The following is a 15,438-nucleotide window of genomic DNA, read 5'->3' as shown; positions in this document are numbered from 1 at the left end:
AGAGTTACGAGAGGGATTATCACATGGAACTGCTAAGCGGAAATGAGGCGATTGCCCAGGGGGCTTGGGAAGCTGGCGCCCGCATCGGCGTCGCGTACCCGGGCACCCCTTCAACCGAGACGCTTGAGGCGTTCGCGAAGAAGGACGGCGTCTATGCCGAATGGTGCGTGAACGAGAAGGTTGCGGTCGAAGTGGGCATCGGCGCATCTGCCGGCGGTGCACGCGTTCTTTCTACCATGAAGCATGTTGGCGTGAACGTTGCCGCCGATCCGCTGTTCACTGCTGCGTATACCGGCGTTGGCGGCGGTTTCGTCGTGCTTGCCGCAGATGACCCTGGGATGTACTCCTCGCAAAACGAGCAGGACTCCCATTACTATGCCTGCGCGGCGCATATCCCCATGCTCGACCCCGCCGATTCCGCCGAGGCGCTTGCCTTCACTCGCGACGCCTTCGAGCTCTCCGAGCGTTTCGACGTTCCCTTCTTCATCCGCTCGTCGGTGCGCGTCTCGCACACGAAGACCCCGGTCGAAGTTGGGACTCGCGCCGAAGTCGAGCCCGCGCCCTACGAGAGCAACCCTGCGAAGTGGGTCATGATGCCCGCGTTCGCGAAGCCGCGCCGCAAGGTGCAGCTTAAGCGCATCGAGGCGCTTTCCGAATGGGCTGAAACCTGCCCGTACAACCGCATCATCAGGCGCGGCGACAAGCTCGGCGTCGTGTGCGCCGGCGCCGTGTCGCAGCATGTGCTGGAAGGCTTGCCTGATGCGTCCGTGTTCAAGCTTGGATGCACGTGGCCGCTTCCCAAGAAGGCGCTATGCGCTTTCGCCGAGAGCGTCGACGCGCTCTACGTCGTCGAAGAGGCCTCGAGCTACCTGACTAACGCTGTGTCGGCCCTTGGAATCGACGTTGCCGCCTTCCCTGAGACCCTGCCCGCTGACGGCGAGCTGTCGGTCGGCCTGATCCGTGCTGCGTTCGGCTATCCCGAGCCTGCTCATGCGCCCGCCCAGGCCGATGTTCCCGGCCGTCCGCCTGCGCTTTGCCCCGGCTGCCCGCATCGCCTCGTCTTTAAGGAGCTTTCGCGGTGCAAGGCCATCGTGACAGGCGATATCGGCTGCTACACCTTAGGTGCCTTGCCTCCTCTTTCCGCGATGGATACGTGCGTGGACATGGGCGCTTCCGTGTCGATGGCACATGGCTTCGAGCTTGCCTTCCAAGGGCGCGAGCATCGTCCCGTCGTCGCCGTGATCGGCGATTCCACCTTCGCGCATTCAGGTCTTTCCTCGCTGATTTCGACGGTTTACAACAAGGGAGCAGGCACGGTTTGCATCCTTGACAACCGCACGACGGCCATGACCGGGCGTCAGGGCAATCCGTTCAACGGCGAGACGCTTCAGCACCGTCCTTCGCGCGAGCTCGATATGGAAGGTGTTCTGAAGGCGCTCGGCATCGAGGACGTGCGCACGGTCGACCCGCATGATGCAAGGGCTGTCCGCCGCGCACTTAAGGAGGCGACTTCTGCCGCCGACACCCTTTCGGTCATCGTTTTCCGCGCCCCGTGTGTCCTGCTTGAACGTCACCGCAAACTCGCTTTCGAGGTTTCCCCTCAATGCACGGCGTGTGGTGCATGCATCGGTCTCGGTTGCCCTGCGATCGCCAAGGACGAGGCGACCGGCCAGGCTGTGATCGATCGCGATATGTGCATCGGCTGCGGGCAATGCGCGCAGTATTGCGCACGCGGCTTCATCGTTCAGGATTAGGAGGGAACCCGATGAGTTCCGATACGAAAACAGTGCTTCTTTGCGGCGTCGGTGGTCAGGGCACGATTCTCGCTGCCGACCTGCTTGCCCGTGCCGCCCTGGAGAGCGGGCTTGACGTGAAGGTCTCCGAAATCCACGGCATGGCGCAGCGTGGCGGCGCGGTGACGACCGTCGTGCGCTTCGGCGAGAAGGTCCAGTCCATGGTCGCCGATTTGGGTTCGGCGGACTGCGTCGTGTCCTTCGAGACGACCGAAGCGCTTCGCAACCTTCCCTATGTGAAAGAGGGCGGAAGCCTTTTCGTGAACGACGAGTCGATCAAGCCGCTTCCCGTTGCTACGGGGCGCGCCTCCATGCCCGACCATGCGCGCGAGCGCTTGCGCGATGCGGGTGCTCTGCTCATTCCTGCTACTGAACTTGCCCGCAAGGCAGGTACCACAAAGGCCGCCAACGTCGTTTTGCTCGGAGCGCTCTCACGCGCTCTTGGCTTCCCGACGGAGGTCTGGAACCGGGTGATCACCGCTCGCGTTCCCGAGAAGTTTCTCGATGTCAACCTTGAGGCGTTCAAGCTGGGCGCCTCGTATTCCGCGGAATAAGCGAGAAGGAGTGGTCTTATGAGCGTTTCCCAGATCAGCGTTTTCATCGAAAGCGAGCCCGGCCATCTTGTTCGCGTGCTCAATTCCTTCGTCGAGGCGGGCGTCAACGTCCGCGGCTACAGTGCTTCGGATACCGGGGACTACGGTATCGTACGCTTTGTCGTTGACGATCCCGACGCGGCACTTGCGGTGCTTCGCGAGCAGAATGCCGCTTGCTCGAAGTCCGAGGTGCTCGTGCTTCGCCTTGAGGACACGCCCGGCGAGCTGGCGCGCGTTATGGGAATCATCGCCGACTGCCACATTAACGTAACGTATAGCTATTCGCTCATCAGCACGTATATCGTCCTCTCGGTGAACGACGTCGCTGCCGCCGAGAGGATGCTTGAAGGTGAGCCCGTTGAACTTCTGGGCCAGGATGATCTAGCGCACCTCGTTGCGTAAACCCTTAAGAAAGTTGTGATGATCGTGAACAGTACCGCTGAAGAGATATTCGACCCCTCCGTAAAAGGCGCTGCTCTTAAAGCTGCCGCTGCGGGGGATTTTAACGTGCTTCCCGTGTTCGATCGTGCTATGGAGACTTCGAGCCGTGAGCGCATTCGTGCGATCCAGCTTGAGAAGTTGATCGCCCAGGTTGCCTACACCTACGAGAACGTGGCGTGGTATCGCGACAAGATGGACGAGATGGGTGTGAGCCTCGAGGACATCAAGACGCTTGAAGATGTCCGCAAGCTTCCCTTCACCGATAAGAATGCGCTGCGCGAGACATTCCCCTACGGTCTTTTCGCCCAGCCGCTCGACAAGATCGTCGAGATGCATTCATCTTCGGGCACGACGGGCAAGCCGATTGTCGTCGGATACACCAAGCACGACATGGACGTTTGGAGCGACTGTATCGCGCGCTTGGCCAGTATGGCGGGCGTTGTGCCAGGCGATCGCGTGCAGATGGCGTTCGGTTATGGCATGTTCACCGGCGGCTTCGGCCTTCACTATGGCTGCATGAAGCTTGGCTGCACGATGATTCCCGCGGGCTCGGGCAACACCGAGCGTCATATCCAGATGATCGAGGACTACGGAACGACGGTCATCATCGCGACGCCTACCTACGCCCTTCACATTTGCGAGGTGGGCGAGCAGATGGGTTACGATTGGGAGAAATCGACGTTGCGCGTCGGCCTTTTCGGCGGCGAGCCCTGCCCGCCTGCGCTCAAGGCGGAAATTGAGAGCCGCATGCACATCGTGTGCACCGACAACTACGGATTGACCGAGGTCATGGGCCCAGGCGTGTCGGGCGAATGCCTTGGCGAGCGCGATATGCAGCATATCGCTGAGGACCACTTCCTGTGGGAAGTCGTTGACCCGGTGACCGGCGAGCCTGTGCCCGAAGGGGAGATGGGCGAGCTCGTCTTGACGCCGCTTGATAAAGAAGGCATCCCGGTACTTCGTTACCGCACGCATGACCTGACGCGTGTTGTCACCGAGAAGTGCCGTTGCGGTCGCACGCATGCGCGCATGCAGAAGGTTCGTTCCCGTTGTGACGACATGCTCATCATCCGCGGCACGAACGTGTTCCCGAGCCAGGTCGAGGACGTTCTCGCGGGCATCGAGGGCGTCACCCCGCACTACCTCATCGTGGTCGACAACGAAACCGGCCTCGATCGCATGACGGTCAACGTCGAGCTCAAGCCCGAGGCCTTCAGCGATTCATTCGAGGTGATGGACAATTTCCGCCAGATGATTGCCGAGAAACTCAAGGGCACGCTGCTCGTCGGCGTGAAGGTGAAGCTTGTCGAACCGGGCGGCATCGAGCGTTCGACCGGCAAGACGAAGCATGTGAGGGACTTGCGCAAGTAATTTCTTGAGGCTGCTCTTCGGTGCCGGCGACGTATGTTGTCGGCACCGCTTTTTTGGGCCGGGTAATTTTGAGTCGACTGTTTTGCCGTCTTTAGGGAAAGAAAGGGTACGCGCTGTGAGCGAGAAGGTCATCGGGCGATTCGCCCCATCTCCTACCGGGCGCATGCATGCGGGAAATATCTACGCTGCACTTGTGGCCTGGCTTATCGCGAAGTCCCAAGGCGGCGAGATCGTGTTGCGCATCGAGGATTTGGATCGCGAACGATCGAAACCGGAATTCATCGATGCGGTGCAGCGCGACTTCGAGATGCTTGGTTTGACCTGGGATCATGGCCCCTTCTTCCAGCACGATCGCGATGAGGCTTACGCGGCTGCCTTCAATTCCCTGGTAGAGCGGGGGCTGGTGTACCCCTGCTACTGCACGCGCGCGGACTTGCATGCGGCCTCTGCCCCTCATCGGGGGGAGAAGCTTGTCTATCTGGGAACATGCCGGTCGCTGTCTGTCGATGAACGCGCAGCGAGGGAGGCCTCGGGAAGAAAGCCTGCGATGCGGTTGATTGTTCCCGATGAGATAATCTCGTTTCGCGATACGATTCAGGGCGAGTATTCCCAGAATCTCGAGTTCGATTGCGGCGACTTCCTTATCCGTCGTTCCGACCAGGCATTCGCCTACCAGCTCGCCGTCGTCGTCGACGATGCTGCGCAGGGGGTGAACTGCGTGGTGAGAGGGGTTGACCTTCTGTGCTCGACCCCGCAGCAGATATATCTTCAGGACTTGCTTGGCTTGCCGCGTCCCACCTACGGTCATATCCCGCTCCTCGTTGCCGAGCGTGATCGACGGCTTTCGAAACGAGATCACGACGCATCGCTCGATGCCTTGCTTGCAAGGTTCGGCTCCCCCGAGGCGATCATCGGGCACATCGCGGGGGTTGTCGGCCTTGCTCCCACGACGGAGCCGGCAACACCCGAGCAGCTCCTTTCTTGCTTCTCGCTTAAGAACCTTCATGGTAGAATCCAGATAGCCTGGACCTGAGAAACTGTCCGACTAAGGGGATAGGCGGCGTTCTTATCGTCGTATGAAAGAAGGGGTTTCATCATGGGATACTCGAAAATTCTCGTAGGATACGATTGCTCCGATGCTTCGAACCGCGCGCTCGCCGATGCATATGAGCTCGTCGATCATGGATTGGCTGAAGGCGTGATCGTCGTTACGGTCACCGATTTGGCGAAGACGGGGGATCCGGCGTTCAATGCCGCTGCGCGTGCTGCGGGCGTTCTTCTGACTTCCATTGGCGATGAAGAGGAAGCGCTTTCCAATTTGAAGAAGAATGTCGGCGAGCGAATCGTCGGCCATGAGGATGTCACGACGTTGCGCGTTGCCTTCGGGAAGCCGCACGAGTTGATTATCTCGATCGCGAAGTCCGAAGGGTGCGGGCTTATCGTCATGGGTAGCCGCGGCTTGGGCGCCGTTCGATCGATGTTGGGAAGCGTTTCGACCGCTGTTCTGCGCGAGTCGGACATTCCCGTTCTCGTCACGAAGTAGTGCCTTTCCGTATTTGCTTAACGGTGGCTAACTTGTACCCTGCGTCTCGTTGTAACTCTTCGGGGCGCAGGGTTTTTTATGAGCTGAGTATGCTGGCGCTTGTGCGAGCTACTGTCAATAGGGGAGGGACCTTGTCGTGTGCGGTAAGGCTGCCTATGCGATAAAGACGATGGCGCTGCTCGCGAGGATCGCGGCGGCGTAGAACGAACCAAGCGCGATGTTCACGCTGCAGATCTGTGCCATTGCGCCGATGCGCGCGGGGGGTGCAAGCGGGTTGCTCAAGAGCGCCTTCAGCAGGGGATATGACGCAAGCAGTGCGAATACCAAGACAATCGCACCGCGGGTGAAGAAAACTGCGATGACAACCGCAATCGCGGCGAGCCAGCAGAAGACGAGCACGTGGTAGACTTTGCGAGCGCGCGGGCGGCCGAGCAGTGTCGGGAGCGTGCGGCGGTTCACTTCGATGTCTTTCTCGATGTCGCACGTGTTGTTCGTCATCATGATGAGCGCGATTCCGATGATCGTGGGGATTGACCAGACGAGCACCACGAAATCGAGTTCCCCCGTGAGGACTTGATAGCACGCGAGCGGAATGAGTCCGCCCATGACGAAACCGCTTACCGCCTCGCCGATGGGGAGATAGGAGATAGGCGTTTTACCTGCGGAATAGGCGACGACAATCACCGCGCCGATGACGCCGAGGATAAGCGGGATCCATCCGGCGCAGTAGATGACGTAGGTGCCGAGCGCGAATGCGGCGACAAGAAGGCCGATCGCAAGACGAAGTGCCGAAGCCGGATTGATGTTGTTGTACACGAGCACGGCGTCGGTCACATCGACGTTATCCTCTTCGCTGTCGGCGCCTTTGACGAAGTCGTAGTAGTCGTTGAAGGTGTTGACGGAAGCCTGCATGAGGATGCAGATGGCGAGCAGGGCGCACACCATAAGGACATCGAGGGCGGGGGAGTGCACGACCGCGCAGCTTGTGGCGACGAGCACGGGCAAGATGGAGGCGGGCCACGTATGCGGGGCGGCGAGTTCAACGGCCATCTTTAGCGTGAATCGCTCGTAGGTTTGCTTATTCTTAGTCGAATCGGAATCGGCCATCGGTTCGTTTTTTCCTTCTTGATATCTCAATGAGTGCGTAATGCGTTACCATACAATGAGGTATTCTACCGTTTTTTAGAAGGTGTGCCCGCAATGTGTCTGAATGTTCCCATTTTCGTCCGCTACGGCGAAACCGATATGATGGGCGTCGTCTATCATGCCAACTACATCCTGTATTTCGAGGATGCTCGCGAGGAGTATCTTGCCGAGCTGGGATTCCCCTATGTCGAATTGGAGGAGCGAGGGCTTATCTCTCCTGTTTTGCACGTCGAGTGCGACTACGGCGAGTCGTTGCGCTATGGGGACAAGGTCGTCGTGCAATTAGCTGTCACTGCGCTGAAGCCGACGAAGGTGCAGTTTCGGTACAGGGTCTTCGACGGGGAATCGGTCGATTTCGACACGGCGAAACCGTTTGCGACGGGAATGAGCGAGCACTGCCTCATTCGGCGCGATGATTTCAAGCCGGTGAGTATGAAAAAGGCGGTACCTGAGCTTTACGAGTGCTACAAAGCGGCGCTCGAGCCAGATTTTCACTGATGGTAACGGAAACGTTTGAAAGGGAAATGTCTTATGATCGAACTTGATGACTCCAAAACACTGTTTGCCTTCGATAGGGATTTGGAACCTGTATTGAGGGTTCCATCTGGAGAAACGGTTCGTATTCGCACGAAGGACTGCTTCGGCAACCAGCTGCAGGGCCCCGAAGATCAATTGAGCGAAATCGATTGGGACGCAATCAACCCTGCCACGGGCCCGATCTTCGTTGAAGGAGCTGTTGCGGGCGGCACGCTCAAGGTTCATATCGACAACATTGAGCTCGATGCCCAGACTAGCTCTTGCACTGGCGAAGACGAAGGCGTTTGCGGCAATCGCTTCAGCGACTGGGCGACGCATTTCTGCAAGGTCGAGGACGGTAAGGTCGTATGGGATGAGCGTCTGAGCATCCCGCTCGCCCCGATGATCGGCGTCATCGGCGTTGCCCCTGAAGGCGAGCCGGTCAATTGCGGAACGCCGGGCAAGCACGGCGGTAACATGGACAATACCGCCATCGCCGCGGGTGCGACGCTCTATTTCCCCGTTGCTGTCGACGGTGCGCTGTTCGGATGCGGGGACATGCATGCCGTTATGGGCGATGGCGAGGTGAGCGTTTCGGGCGCAGAGGTTGCCGGCTATGCGACGGTGACGCTGACCGCGATGCCTGAACTCTCGGTTCCTAATCCTCTCATTGAGAACGACACGCATTTCGGCATCATCGCGTCTGCTGAGTCGCTTGATAAGGCTGCTGAGCTCGCAGTTCAGCAAATGGTCGACCTGCTTGCATCGCGTACCAACGAATCAGAAGCTGACCTGGTCATGCTGCTGTCGCTTGTTGCCGACGTGCGCGTCTGCCAGATGGTCGATCCCGAGAAGACGGTTCGATTCATGGTTCCGAAATACGTCCTCGATGCTATCGGTTTCACGTTATAAGGAGTGAATATGGGCGCTTCCAAGCCCGCCGAGAAGGCCTTAAAGCCGCTGCTCGCCACAGTCCTGGCCCTGTCGCTTTGCCCCCTCGCGCCCGCCGAGAAAGCGCAAGCAGATGAAGCTTGCAGGGAGTCGGGAGAACTGATTGCACCTGTCGAGAATGCAGGTGGCGTTGTGCCCTCCGATGCTGATGGCGTGGCTCCCGCGTCGGTGCTCGGGGCAGGTTTCGCCGCCGAGCGTGGCGACGTTACCTTGCAAGCTGATGCGCCCGCCGCCCCGATCGTCGAATGGATGACGAGCGGGACCTGCCGCTGGATGATTGATGCGGGCGGATGCCTGACGATCGAGCCACTTTCAGGAGCGAAGTCGGGGGAGCTCTCCGGCTTCAATTGGCTCTCCCATCGTGAAGACATCACCTCTCTTGTCGTGAAGGGGAACGTGCGGTTCGGCTCGCCGTCTGCGAGGCAGATGTTCTACCAGTGCTCGAATCTCGCTACCGTCGATCTTACCGGCCTCGATACCTCGCTGGTCACCGATATATCCCAGATGTTCGAGGGGTGCAAGGCGCTCAAGTCCGCGGACCTTTCGGGGTTCGACACCTCTCAGGTCGACAACATGGCAGGGCTCTTTGACAGGTGCGAGTCGCTTGAGTCCGTGGACCTCTCGGGTTTTGACACGTCGCAGGTCGTCGACATGAGTTCGATGTTCTCCGATTGTTACGTGCTCGCGTCTCTGGACGTTTCGAGCTTTGACACCTCGCAGGTCACCGACATGTCCCTCATGTTCAGCAATTGCGAGAAGCTCACGTCCTTGGACGTTTCTGCTTTTGACACCTCGCAGGTTACGGGGATGTACTCGATGTTCTTTGGCTGCGAGTCTCTTCTGTCCTTGGATGTTTCAAACTTTAACACCTCGCAGGTCACGACCATGTTCCGCATGTTCTCCTGGTGTGAGTCGCTTAAGACCCTCGACCTTTCCTGCTTCGACACTTCTCAGGTTACAACGATGGAGCGCATGTTCGAAATGTGCTCGTCGCTTGCGTCCCTCAACCTTTCGGGCTTCAATACCTCTCAGGTCACGAATATGTTCAGTATGTTCTCCTCGTGCCCCAATCTTGTGTCCCTGGACCTTTCGAGTTTCGACACCTCGAAGGTTGAGAATATGTACGGGATGTTCGACTGCTGTTTGAAACTCGCGTCTCTTGACCTCTCGAATTTCGATACTTCGCAGGTCACGAACATGTCTAGCATGTTCTTCGGGTGTCGTAAGCTTGTGTCCCTGAATCTCTCGAGCTTTGACACCTCGAAGGTCACGAAAATGACGAGCATGTTTTCTTCCTGCGATCGTCTGCAGACCGTGGTGCTTGGCTCGAGGTTTGCGTTCGAGGGTGCAGGATCGAGTCGCCTGTGCTCGCTTTCCATCCCGAATTGGTACACGCTCACTGGACGCTGGGTCAGCTCAGCGGACGGCAAGGTCTATGAGCCGAAGGCGGTTCCTAGCAACGTTGCCGCCACCTATACCGCAGAGGTCGACCCCGATGCGAAGCCTATTCCTCAGTTCCCCGACGTCGATTACTCGCCTTGGTCTTGGTACGCCGATGGTGTGACCGACGTGGCGTATAGAGGCCTTATCACGGGCTACACCGACAGTGAGAAGGCGGGCTGGTTCGGCGTGGGCGACACCCTCGCGCGCGGCCAGCTGGCGACGATCCTCTGGCGCAACGCGTGCCCGGACGAGTACGCCTCCTACGACCCCGAGACCGCCGTGGACACGACGGGGATCGCAGGCTCGGCCGACGGGATGTACTACACCGCGGCTGCCAACTGGGCGGTCGCGCGCGGCGTGATCACCGGCATCAAGCGCGTCGACGGCACGTTCGACTTCGACGCTGACGGCGAGGTCACCTTCGAGCAGATGGTCACCATCCTCGGCCGCCTGTGCGCTACGCCTGGCGAGCTCGAAGAGGCGGGCAGCGATCTGTCCGGCTTCGCCGACGGCGACTTGGCGAGTGACTGGTCGCGCGATTACCTGAGCTGGGCGGTGTACGAGGAGCTCGTCACCGGCTACGACGAGCCCGACGGCAAGTACTTAAGGCCCTACGAACACGTCGCTCGCGAACGCGCCGCCGTGGTTCTCGCGCGCGCCTTCGATTGGGGAATCATGGAGTAAGCAAGATTCAAGCGCTGGAATCGGCCTCTCCTTCTTTGTTGGGGTCGACAGGTCTCGTCGGGGCAATTGAATATTCTTCTCGTATGCTCGAGCGTCATGGGCTACACTTATTGCAGGTCGTGGTGCGGCGATTTTGGGGAAACGCCGCAAAGCTGTTCGAGAACCAGAGCTGCGTTTCAGGCAATCCTTTCGAAACGTTTGAGGGGTAGACTGTGCCCGATGGCACGGTAATTCGATCGATGGGAATTCGGGGGCCGCAATCGGTTGCCTCCTGTCGATAGACTCGAGTAGAGAGGACTACATCATGACCCCCATGAGCAACGCCGACTACCTCATCCGCCTACAGCATGCCGATGACCTTGATGCTTTGAAGGAAGCGAAAAAGGCTGCCGGACTAACCTATCAGGAGCTCGCTGAGAAGATTGGGGTGAACAAGGTTTGGCTTGCATCTGCCTTCGAGGGCCAGCAGTTCGTTCCGGAAGAGTATGCTCGCAAGCTTGCCGAGGCTTTGGGAATCGCGGCAGAGAAGACTGCTTTTCTCACTGAGCACCCTTACAAGGGTAATACCGACCCGATTCTGTATCGCCTTCATGAGGTAATCGATACGTACGGTCCTGCGTTGAAGGACCTTATTCATGAGCAGGGTGGAAACGCCATCATGAGTGCGATCGATTTTGGACTCGATTGCGACGTAGTCGTTGATGATGATGGGAACCATCGCGTAATCATCACGCTTGACGGCAAGCTTCTGCCGTATGCGAAGAAAGGCCAATACCCCTGGTAAATCAAATGTTTTGAAAACCCTTGGAAACGGTGGCCGCTTTTTTGGTGGCCACCGTATTTGATTTCGGTTGAACTTTCCTTCCGCTGCTTTCCCTACTTTGGCAGTTCGTGGGGGAGAAGCGGTGCGAGGTAGCCTTTGTCTGCCAGTGCGCGTCCGATAGTCTCAAGTGTCTCTTCGTCGTCGGCCGCGATGAGGTGGTAGTGGTAGCCAGAAGTCGCGGTGCTCAATGGGGCGGACTTGCCGCTTTCGATGTCGTTGATGAATCGCGAGATATCTCCCTCTGTCTCGATGTTGAGCGGTGCGGTCAAAGCACCGTAGGCACGATGGCTGATTGAAACATTCTTGATGCGCCCACCTGCGGAGACGATCGTTTCCAATTCGTCTTTGGTTTGCGATGCGCTGTGATGCACCTTGAACGTGCGCTCGAAGGCTTCGCTATCGTCGGAGCATCCGAGCGCATCGTTGCTCGCTTTATCTGTTTCTTCTGCTGCCCTGAGGTTTTCGCGCGAGCGGCTTTCTAGTATATATCCCTGTGCGGTGCCGACGATGTTCGCACCCTTCTCCCGTAACAGCGCGATGTCCTGAACAATGATTTGGCGGCTCACGCCCAGTTGTTTGGCGAGGATAACGCCTGCCAATGGTTCTTGGGCGGTATTGAGGAGGTGAAGTAATGTCTCGCGGCGTGTTTGCGCTTTCGATGTCATGCTCTTGCCTCGTTCCCGCTGGTTACTTTGTCCAGCAAGCGCAGTTGTTTCATCGATACATCAAGGATAGGAGAGGAGTGGGTTAGAGCTCCGCTCGACACGAAATCTATCCCTAAATCGACGATAGCTCGCACATTTGAGGCATCAATGTTGCCGGAGCATTCCGTTTGAGCCTTGCCATCGATAAGTGCCACGGCGGCAGCCATGGTTTCATGGTCCATGTTATCGAGCATGATGATGTCCGCACCCGCATCTACGGCTTCGCGCACCTGATCGAGGGTCTCGCACTCAACCTCGATTTTGCGCACGAATGGAGCATAGGCGCGCGCTGCCTCGATTGCTGGGCGAATACCACCAGCTGCCGCTATATGGTTGTCCTTGAGCATTACGCCATCGGAAAGGTTGTATCGGTGGTTGTGTCCTCCGCCGCATCGCACGGCCTCTTTCTCGAATACGCGCATGTTCGGAGTGGTTTTGCGCGTGTCGACGAGCGTGGTGCAGCTGCCCTCAAGTAATGCGGCAACATGGCGGGTATAGGTTGCGATACCGCTCATGCGTTGAAGGTAGTTGAGTGCCACGCGCTCTCCGGATAAGAGCGCTCGAACATCGCCTGTGACAATTGCAAGTTTTTGGCCTGCGACGATGTCGCTTCCTTCTGAAGCAAGCCGCTCCACATGGCTTTCGGGGTCAAGGATAGCGAAGGTCCGCTCGAACACATCAAGGCCGCAGAGCACGCCGTCGGCTTTCGCGATGAGATCGACGGCTGCTGGTCGCGCTTCTGGCATAATGGCGGCAGTCGACACATCTTCGTTGGTGATGTCCTCGGCCAATGCCGCTCGGATAAGCGGCTCGGCCACGGTGGTCAGCGTGATGGGACTCATGCGCACACAGCCTCCTTTATCATGCAGAATTCCTTATAGGCTTTCGCTTCGGCGCCGGTCGGATACTCGCTATACGTTTGCGGGAAAGGTGTGGGGAGATGCCTCTCCCGAGCGATATCCCACGCCGCGCGCTGCGAGAACACAAGCGATTCAAGCAGTGAGTTACTTGCGAGGCGGTTTTTACCATGCACGCCATTGCAGCTCGTCTCGCCGATGGCGTAGAGTGCGGGCATCGTGGTAGCGCTGTATCGGTCGACATGCACTCCGCCCATGAAGTAATGCTGCGCGGGAACGACGGGAATAGGTTCCCGCGTGATGTCGTAGCCTTCGGCGAGGCAGTGCTCGTAAATGTGCTTGAAATGGCTTACGATTTCATCTTTTGGGACCTTACTAAAAGAGAGGAGGACATGGTCGGATCCCTCTTTTGCCATTTGTTGCTCGATGGCTGCGCTTACTACATCGCGTGGTTGCAACTCGTCAGTGAATCGCTTTCCCTGTGCATTCAGCAGCATGGCACCTTCACCGCGGCAGGATTCCGAAATGAGGAATGCTCTTCCTGGTTTGGGGGTGAAGAGCGAGGTGGGGTGGATCTGCACGTAATCGGTATGCTCAAGGGCGATGTCGTGAGCTTGTGCGATTCGAAGCGCATCTCCGGTGAGACAGGGGAAGTTGGTGGATCGCTTGTATGTCCCGCCGATGCCGCCGCACGCCCAAACGGTCGCGCTGGCTGCGATGGATATCGTTCGTTCATTTTTGCCATGTGCGACGATGCCGTAACAGCGTTCGCGAGTATTCCTCGTGCGGCAAACTTGGCGAGCCGCTTGAAGACTCGGCTCGTCGTTATTTCTCTTGACAAGAATGTCATCCATGCAGGTGTTTTCATGGATGTGAACATTCGGAAGTTTTCGTACGGCATCTAAAAGCTTCGTTGTAATCTCGGCTCCGGTGGTGTCTTCGTGATAGCAAATGCGGGCGCGGCTATGGGCGCCTTCGCGGGTATAGCGTAGCGACCCGTCGTGGTTGCGGGAAAAGTCGACGCCAAGGTCCACCAGGTTTTTGATAACGCTGCGGCTTGCGCGGATCATGAGGTCCACGCTTTCGCGACGGTTCTCGAAATGACCTGTTCGCAAGGTGTCTTCGAAGAAAGGCGCGTAATCGTCGTCGCCATGCTGCACGCAGATGCCGCCTTGCGCCAGCATTGAGTCGCATTCCTCAATCGAGGTTTTCGATAACATGATAACGGAAAGCTGGCGTGGTAGGTTGAGCGCGCAGTACAGACCCGCCACGCCGCATCCAACGATGACCACATCGCAGGTGAGATGTTCGGTTTGATTGCTCATGGTTTTCTACTTTGCCGCATATTCCAGCATGCGTTCAAGCGTCAGGCGTGCGGCGGGGGCGAGGTTTTCGTCAACGTGCACTTCATGTGGCGTTGGGTTGCGCAGGCAAGCGGCAAGTTTCGGCAGAGTCACCAGGTCCATGTTCTCGCAACGGGGTATGGGGGCGGGGAAGTGGAACTGCTTGTTGGTGCCTTCGTTGCGAAGCTTGAGTTCGCTTGCGATGCCTACCACCGTGCATACGATGAAATCCTTTGCATCGGAGGAGGTTGCATGCTCGATCATGCCTTTTGTGGAGCCGATGAAATCCGCCTCGGCAAGCACGTCTGCTGGACACTCGGGATGCGCCATAACGACGGCCTCGGGGTAGATCTCTTCGAGATCGATGACTTGCTTTCGGCTGATAGTCGTATGACGTGGGCAGTAGCCCTTATTCAAGATGACATGTTTGTCGGGAAGCTGCTCTGCAACGTAGCGACCTAAGTTCATATCAGGGATAAAGAGCAGGTTATGCTGAGATAGTGAATTGCATATTTTCACGGCGTTCGAGGAAGTGACACAGACATCCGACCAAGTTTTAGCTTCGGCAGTAGAGTTCACATAACATACGACGGCAAGATCGTCGGTATACTTAGCTCGGATTGAGTCGATGTCGGTTTTCCGAATCATGTGAGCCATGGGGCAGTCAGCAGCAGGTTCGGGCAAGAGCACGGTCTTTTGCGGGTTCAGCAACTTCGCAGATTCACCCATGAATTCTACGCCGCAGAGCACGATGGTTTGTTGTGGCAGATCAACAGCAAGTTTTGCCAAAGCGAAGCTGTCTCCAACATAGTCGGCGACAGCTTGTACTTCTGCTGGTACATAATAATGCGCCAAGATGACGGCGTCTCGTTGCGTCTTGAGCCGCTTTATCTCGTCCGACAATACTTCGATGCTGCTGCTATCGCCGATTTCGATAGATGATTGCACGTCATCGGTTTGCGTCGAGTTTGCTTCGGCGTGCCGATTGTCTTGTTCGCTCATGCTCGCTCCATTTTTTTTTGCGTTATTGGCCATAGAAGGAGTATGACTCAGAACTTTACATCTGACTTGTCACCTGTAAAGTTCACATGCTATCTTCATGTGAACTATCTAGTTTACATAACGTCTATTATCAGATAATCATAAATTAGTAGTGCCTGATTAGAGGGTTGATTGACAAAGCAAAGTCAGTATTTTGTGAAGTCTGGATGAAGTTGTGACTTAACCCTG

General features: G+C 57.5%; 15 protein-coding genes. 10 read left to right on the top strand and 5 right to left on the bottom strand.

The window, feature by feature from the left end:
• Positions 1-23 precede the first annotated feature (23 nt).
• From Q0G85_RS07605 to Q0G85_RS07580, 6 genes are all read left to right on the top strand, one after another.
• A complete protein-coding gene (locus Q0G85_RS07605) occupies positions 24-1,754 on the top strand; it encodes a thiamine pyrophosphate-dependent enzyme (protein WP_297156320.1) in 1,731 nt (576 codons plus the stop codon).
• Positions 1,755-1,765: 11 nt separating this feature from the next.
• Positions 1,766-2,347 (top strand): indolepyruvate oxidoreductase subunit beta, encoded by a 582-nt coding sequence (locus Q0G85_RS07600; RefSeq protein ID WP_297156318.1) that lies wholly within the window; start codon positions 1,766-1,768, stop codon positions 2,345-2,347.
• Positions 2,348-2,365: 18 nt separating this feature from the next.
• Positions 2,366-2,788 carry an amino acid-binding protein gene (locus Q0G85_RS07595; RefSeq protein ID WP_297156317.1) on the top strand — a complete coding sequence of 141 codons (423 nt, stop codon included), beginning with the start codon at positions 2,366-2,368 and terminating at the stop codon, positions 2,786-2,788.
• A gap of 18 nt (positions 2,789-2,806) precedes the next feature.
• Positions 2,807-4,198 (top strand): phenylacetate--CoA ligase family protein, encoded by a 1,392-nt coding sequence (locus Q0G85_RS07590; RefSeq protein WP_297156315.1) that lies wholly within the window; start codon positions 2,807-2,809, stop codon positions 4,196-4,198.
• 115 nt (positions 4,199-4,313) lie between these two features.
• Entirely contained in the window at positions 4,314-5,231 is a 918-nt protein-coding gene (gene gluQRS, locus Q0G85_RS07585; RefSeq protein WP_297156313.1) for a tRNA glutamyl-Q(34) synthetase GluQRS, read from the top strand.
• 63 nt (positions 5,232-5,294) lie between these two features.
• Entirely contained in the window at positions 5,295-5,741 is a 447-nt protein-coding gene (locus Q0G85_RS07580) for a universal stress protein (RefSeq protein WP_297156311.1), read from the top strand.
• A gap of 153 nt (positions 5,742-5,894) precedes the next feature.
• Here Q0G85_RS07580 and Q0G85_RS07575 read toward each other — a convergent pair whose 3' ends face one another.
• Positions 5,895-6,848, bottom strand: coding sequence for a prenyltransferase (locus tag Q0G85_RS07575; protein WP_297156309.1), 954 nt, complete (start codon positions 6,846-6,848; stop codon positions 5,895-5,897).
• Between the two features lie 93 nt (positions 6,849-6,941).
• On the opposite strand from Q0G85_RS07575, the gene Q0G85_RS07570 reads away from it, so the two are divergent.
• From Q0G85_RS07570 to cynS, 4 genes are all read left to right on the top strand, one after another.
• The gene (locus Q0G85_RS07570; RefSeq protein ID WP_297156307.1) at positions 6,942-7,385 is read left to right on the top strand and encodes a thioesterase family protein; all 444 of its coding nucleotides are present in this window, start codon (positions 6,942-6,944) and stop codon (positions 7,383-7,385) included.
• Positions 7,386-7,418: 33 nt separating this feature from the next.
• A complete protein-coding gene (locus tag Q0G85_RS07565; RefSeq protein ID WP_297156305.1) occupies positions 7,419-8,315 on the top strand; it encodes an acetamidase/formamidase family protein in 897 nt (298 codons plus the stop codon).
• 9 nt (positions 8,316-8,324) lie between these two features.
• Positions 8,325-10,481 (top strand): BspA family leucine-rich repeat surface protein, encoded by a 2,157-nt coding sequence (locus tag Q0G85_RS07560; protein ID WP_297156303.1) that lies wholly within the window; start codon positions 8,325-8,327, stop codon positions 10,479-10,481.
• 304 nt (positions 10,482-10,785) lie between these two features.
• Positions 10,786-11,265: a cyanase gene (gene cynS, locus Q0G85_RS07555; protein WP_297156301.1), complete on the top strand. Its 480-nt coding sequence runs from the start codon at positions 10,786-10,788 to the stop codon at positions 11,263-11,265.
• Positions 11,266-11,357: 92 nt separating this feature from the next.
• Here cynS and Q0G85_RS07550 read toward each other — a convergent pair whose 3' ends face one another.
• From Q0G85_RS07550 to nadA, 4 genes are read right to left on the bottom strand one after another with little or no spacing between them, the layout of a single operon-like run.
• The gene (locus Q0G85_RS07550; protein ID WP_297156298.1) at positions 11,358-11,969 is read right to left on the bottom strand and encodes a transcription repressor NadR; all 612 of its coding nucleotides are present in this window, start codon (positions 11,967-11,969) and stop codon (positions 11,358-11,360) included.
• Entirely contained in the window at positions 11,966-12,850 is an 885-nt protein-coding gene (nadC, locus tag Q0G85_RS07545) for a carboxylating nicotinate-nucleotide diphosphorylase (RefSeq protein ID WP_297156296.1), read from the bottom strand. The genes Q0G85_RS07550 and nadC overlap by 4 nt, the downstream gene beginning before the upstream one ends.
• Positions 12,847-14,190 carry an L-aspartate oxidase gene (locus tag Q0G85_RS07540; protein WP_297156294.1) on the bottom strand — a complete coding sequence of 448 codons (1,344 nt, stop codon included), beginning with the start codon at positions 14,188-14,190 and terminating at the stop codon, positions 12,847-12,849. Before Q0G85_RS07540 ends, nadC begins: the two co-directional genes overlap by 4 nt.
• Before the next feature lie 6 nt (positions 14,191-14,196).
• Positions 14,197-15,210 (bottom strand): quinolinate synthase NadA, encoded by a 1,014-nt coding sequence (gene nadA / locus Q0G85_RS07535; RefSeq protein WP_297156291.1) that lies wholly within the window; start codon positions 15,208-15,210, stop codon positions 14,197-14,199.
• Positions 15,211-15,438: the final 228 nt, after the last annotated feature.

This window comes from uncultured Ellagibacter sp., from assembly GCF_934617235.1.
Classification (GTDB): Bacteria; Actinomycetota; Coriobacteriia; order Coriobacteriales; family Eggerthellaceae; genus Ellagibacter.
This window is presented reverse-complemented; position numbering and strand designations above follow the sequence as displayed.

Excerpts from the sequence above, each read along its gene's own strand:
- nadA (WP_297156291.1), bottom strand. The coding sequence starts at position 15,210 with ATGAGCGAACAAGACAATCGGCACGCCGAAGCAAACTCGACGCAAACC.
- Q0G85_RS07600 (WP_297156318.1), top strand. The coding sequence starts at position 1,766 with ATGAGTTCCGATACGAAAACAGTGCTTCTTTGCGGCGTCGGTGGTCAG.
- Q0G85_RS07550 (WP_297156298.1), bottom strand. The coding sequence starts at position 11,969 with ATGACATCGAAAGCGCAAACACGCCGCGAGACATTACTTCACCTCCTC.
- Q0G85_RS07605 (WP_297156320.1), top strand. The coding sequence starts at position 24 with ATGGAACTGCTAAGCGGAAATGAGGCGATTGCCCAGGGGGCTTGGGAA.
- cynS (WP_297156301.1), top strand. The coding sequence starts at position 10,786 with ATGACCCCCATGAGCAACGCCGACTACCTCATCCGCCTACAGCATGCC.
- Q0G85_RS07580 (WP_297156311.1), top strand. The coding sequence starts at position 5,295 with ATGGGATACTCGAAAATTCTCGTAGGATACGATTGCTCCGATGCTTCG.
- Q0G85_RS07540 (WP_297156294.1), bottom strand. The coding sequence starts at position 14,190 with ATGAGCAATCAAACCGAACATCTCACCTGCGATGTGGTCATCGTTGGA.
- Q0G85_RS07560 (WP_297156303.1), top strand. The coding sequence starts at position 8,325 with ATGGGCGCTTCCAAGCCCGCCGAGAAGGCCTTAAAGCCGCTGCTCGCC.
- Q0G85_RS07565 (WP_297156305.1), top strand. The coding sequence starts at position 7,419 with ATGATCGAACTTGATGACTCCAAAACACTGTTTGCCTTCGATAGGGAT.
- Q0G85_RS07590 (WP_297156315.1), top strand. The coding sequence starts at position 2,807 with ATGATCGTGAACAGTACCGCTGAAGAGATATTCGACCCCTCCGTAAAA.
- Q0G85_RS07570 (WP_297156307.1), top strand. The coding sequence starts at position 6,942 with ATGTGTCTGAATGTTCCCATTTTCGTCCGCTACGGCGAAACCGATATG.
- Q0G85_RS07595 (WP_297156317.1), top strand. The coding sequence starts at position 2,366 with ATGAGCGTTTCCCAGATCAGCGTTTTCATCGAAAGCGAGCCCGGCCAT.
- nadC (WP_297156296.1), bottom strand. The coding sequence starts at position 12,850 with ATGAGTCCCATCACGCTGACCACCGTGGCCGAGCCGCTTATCCGAGCG.
- Q0G85_RS07575 (WP_297156309.1), bottom strand. The coding sequence starts at position 6,848 with ATGGCCGATTCCGATTCGACTAAGAATAAGCAAACCTACGAGCGATTC.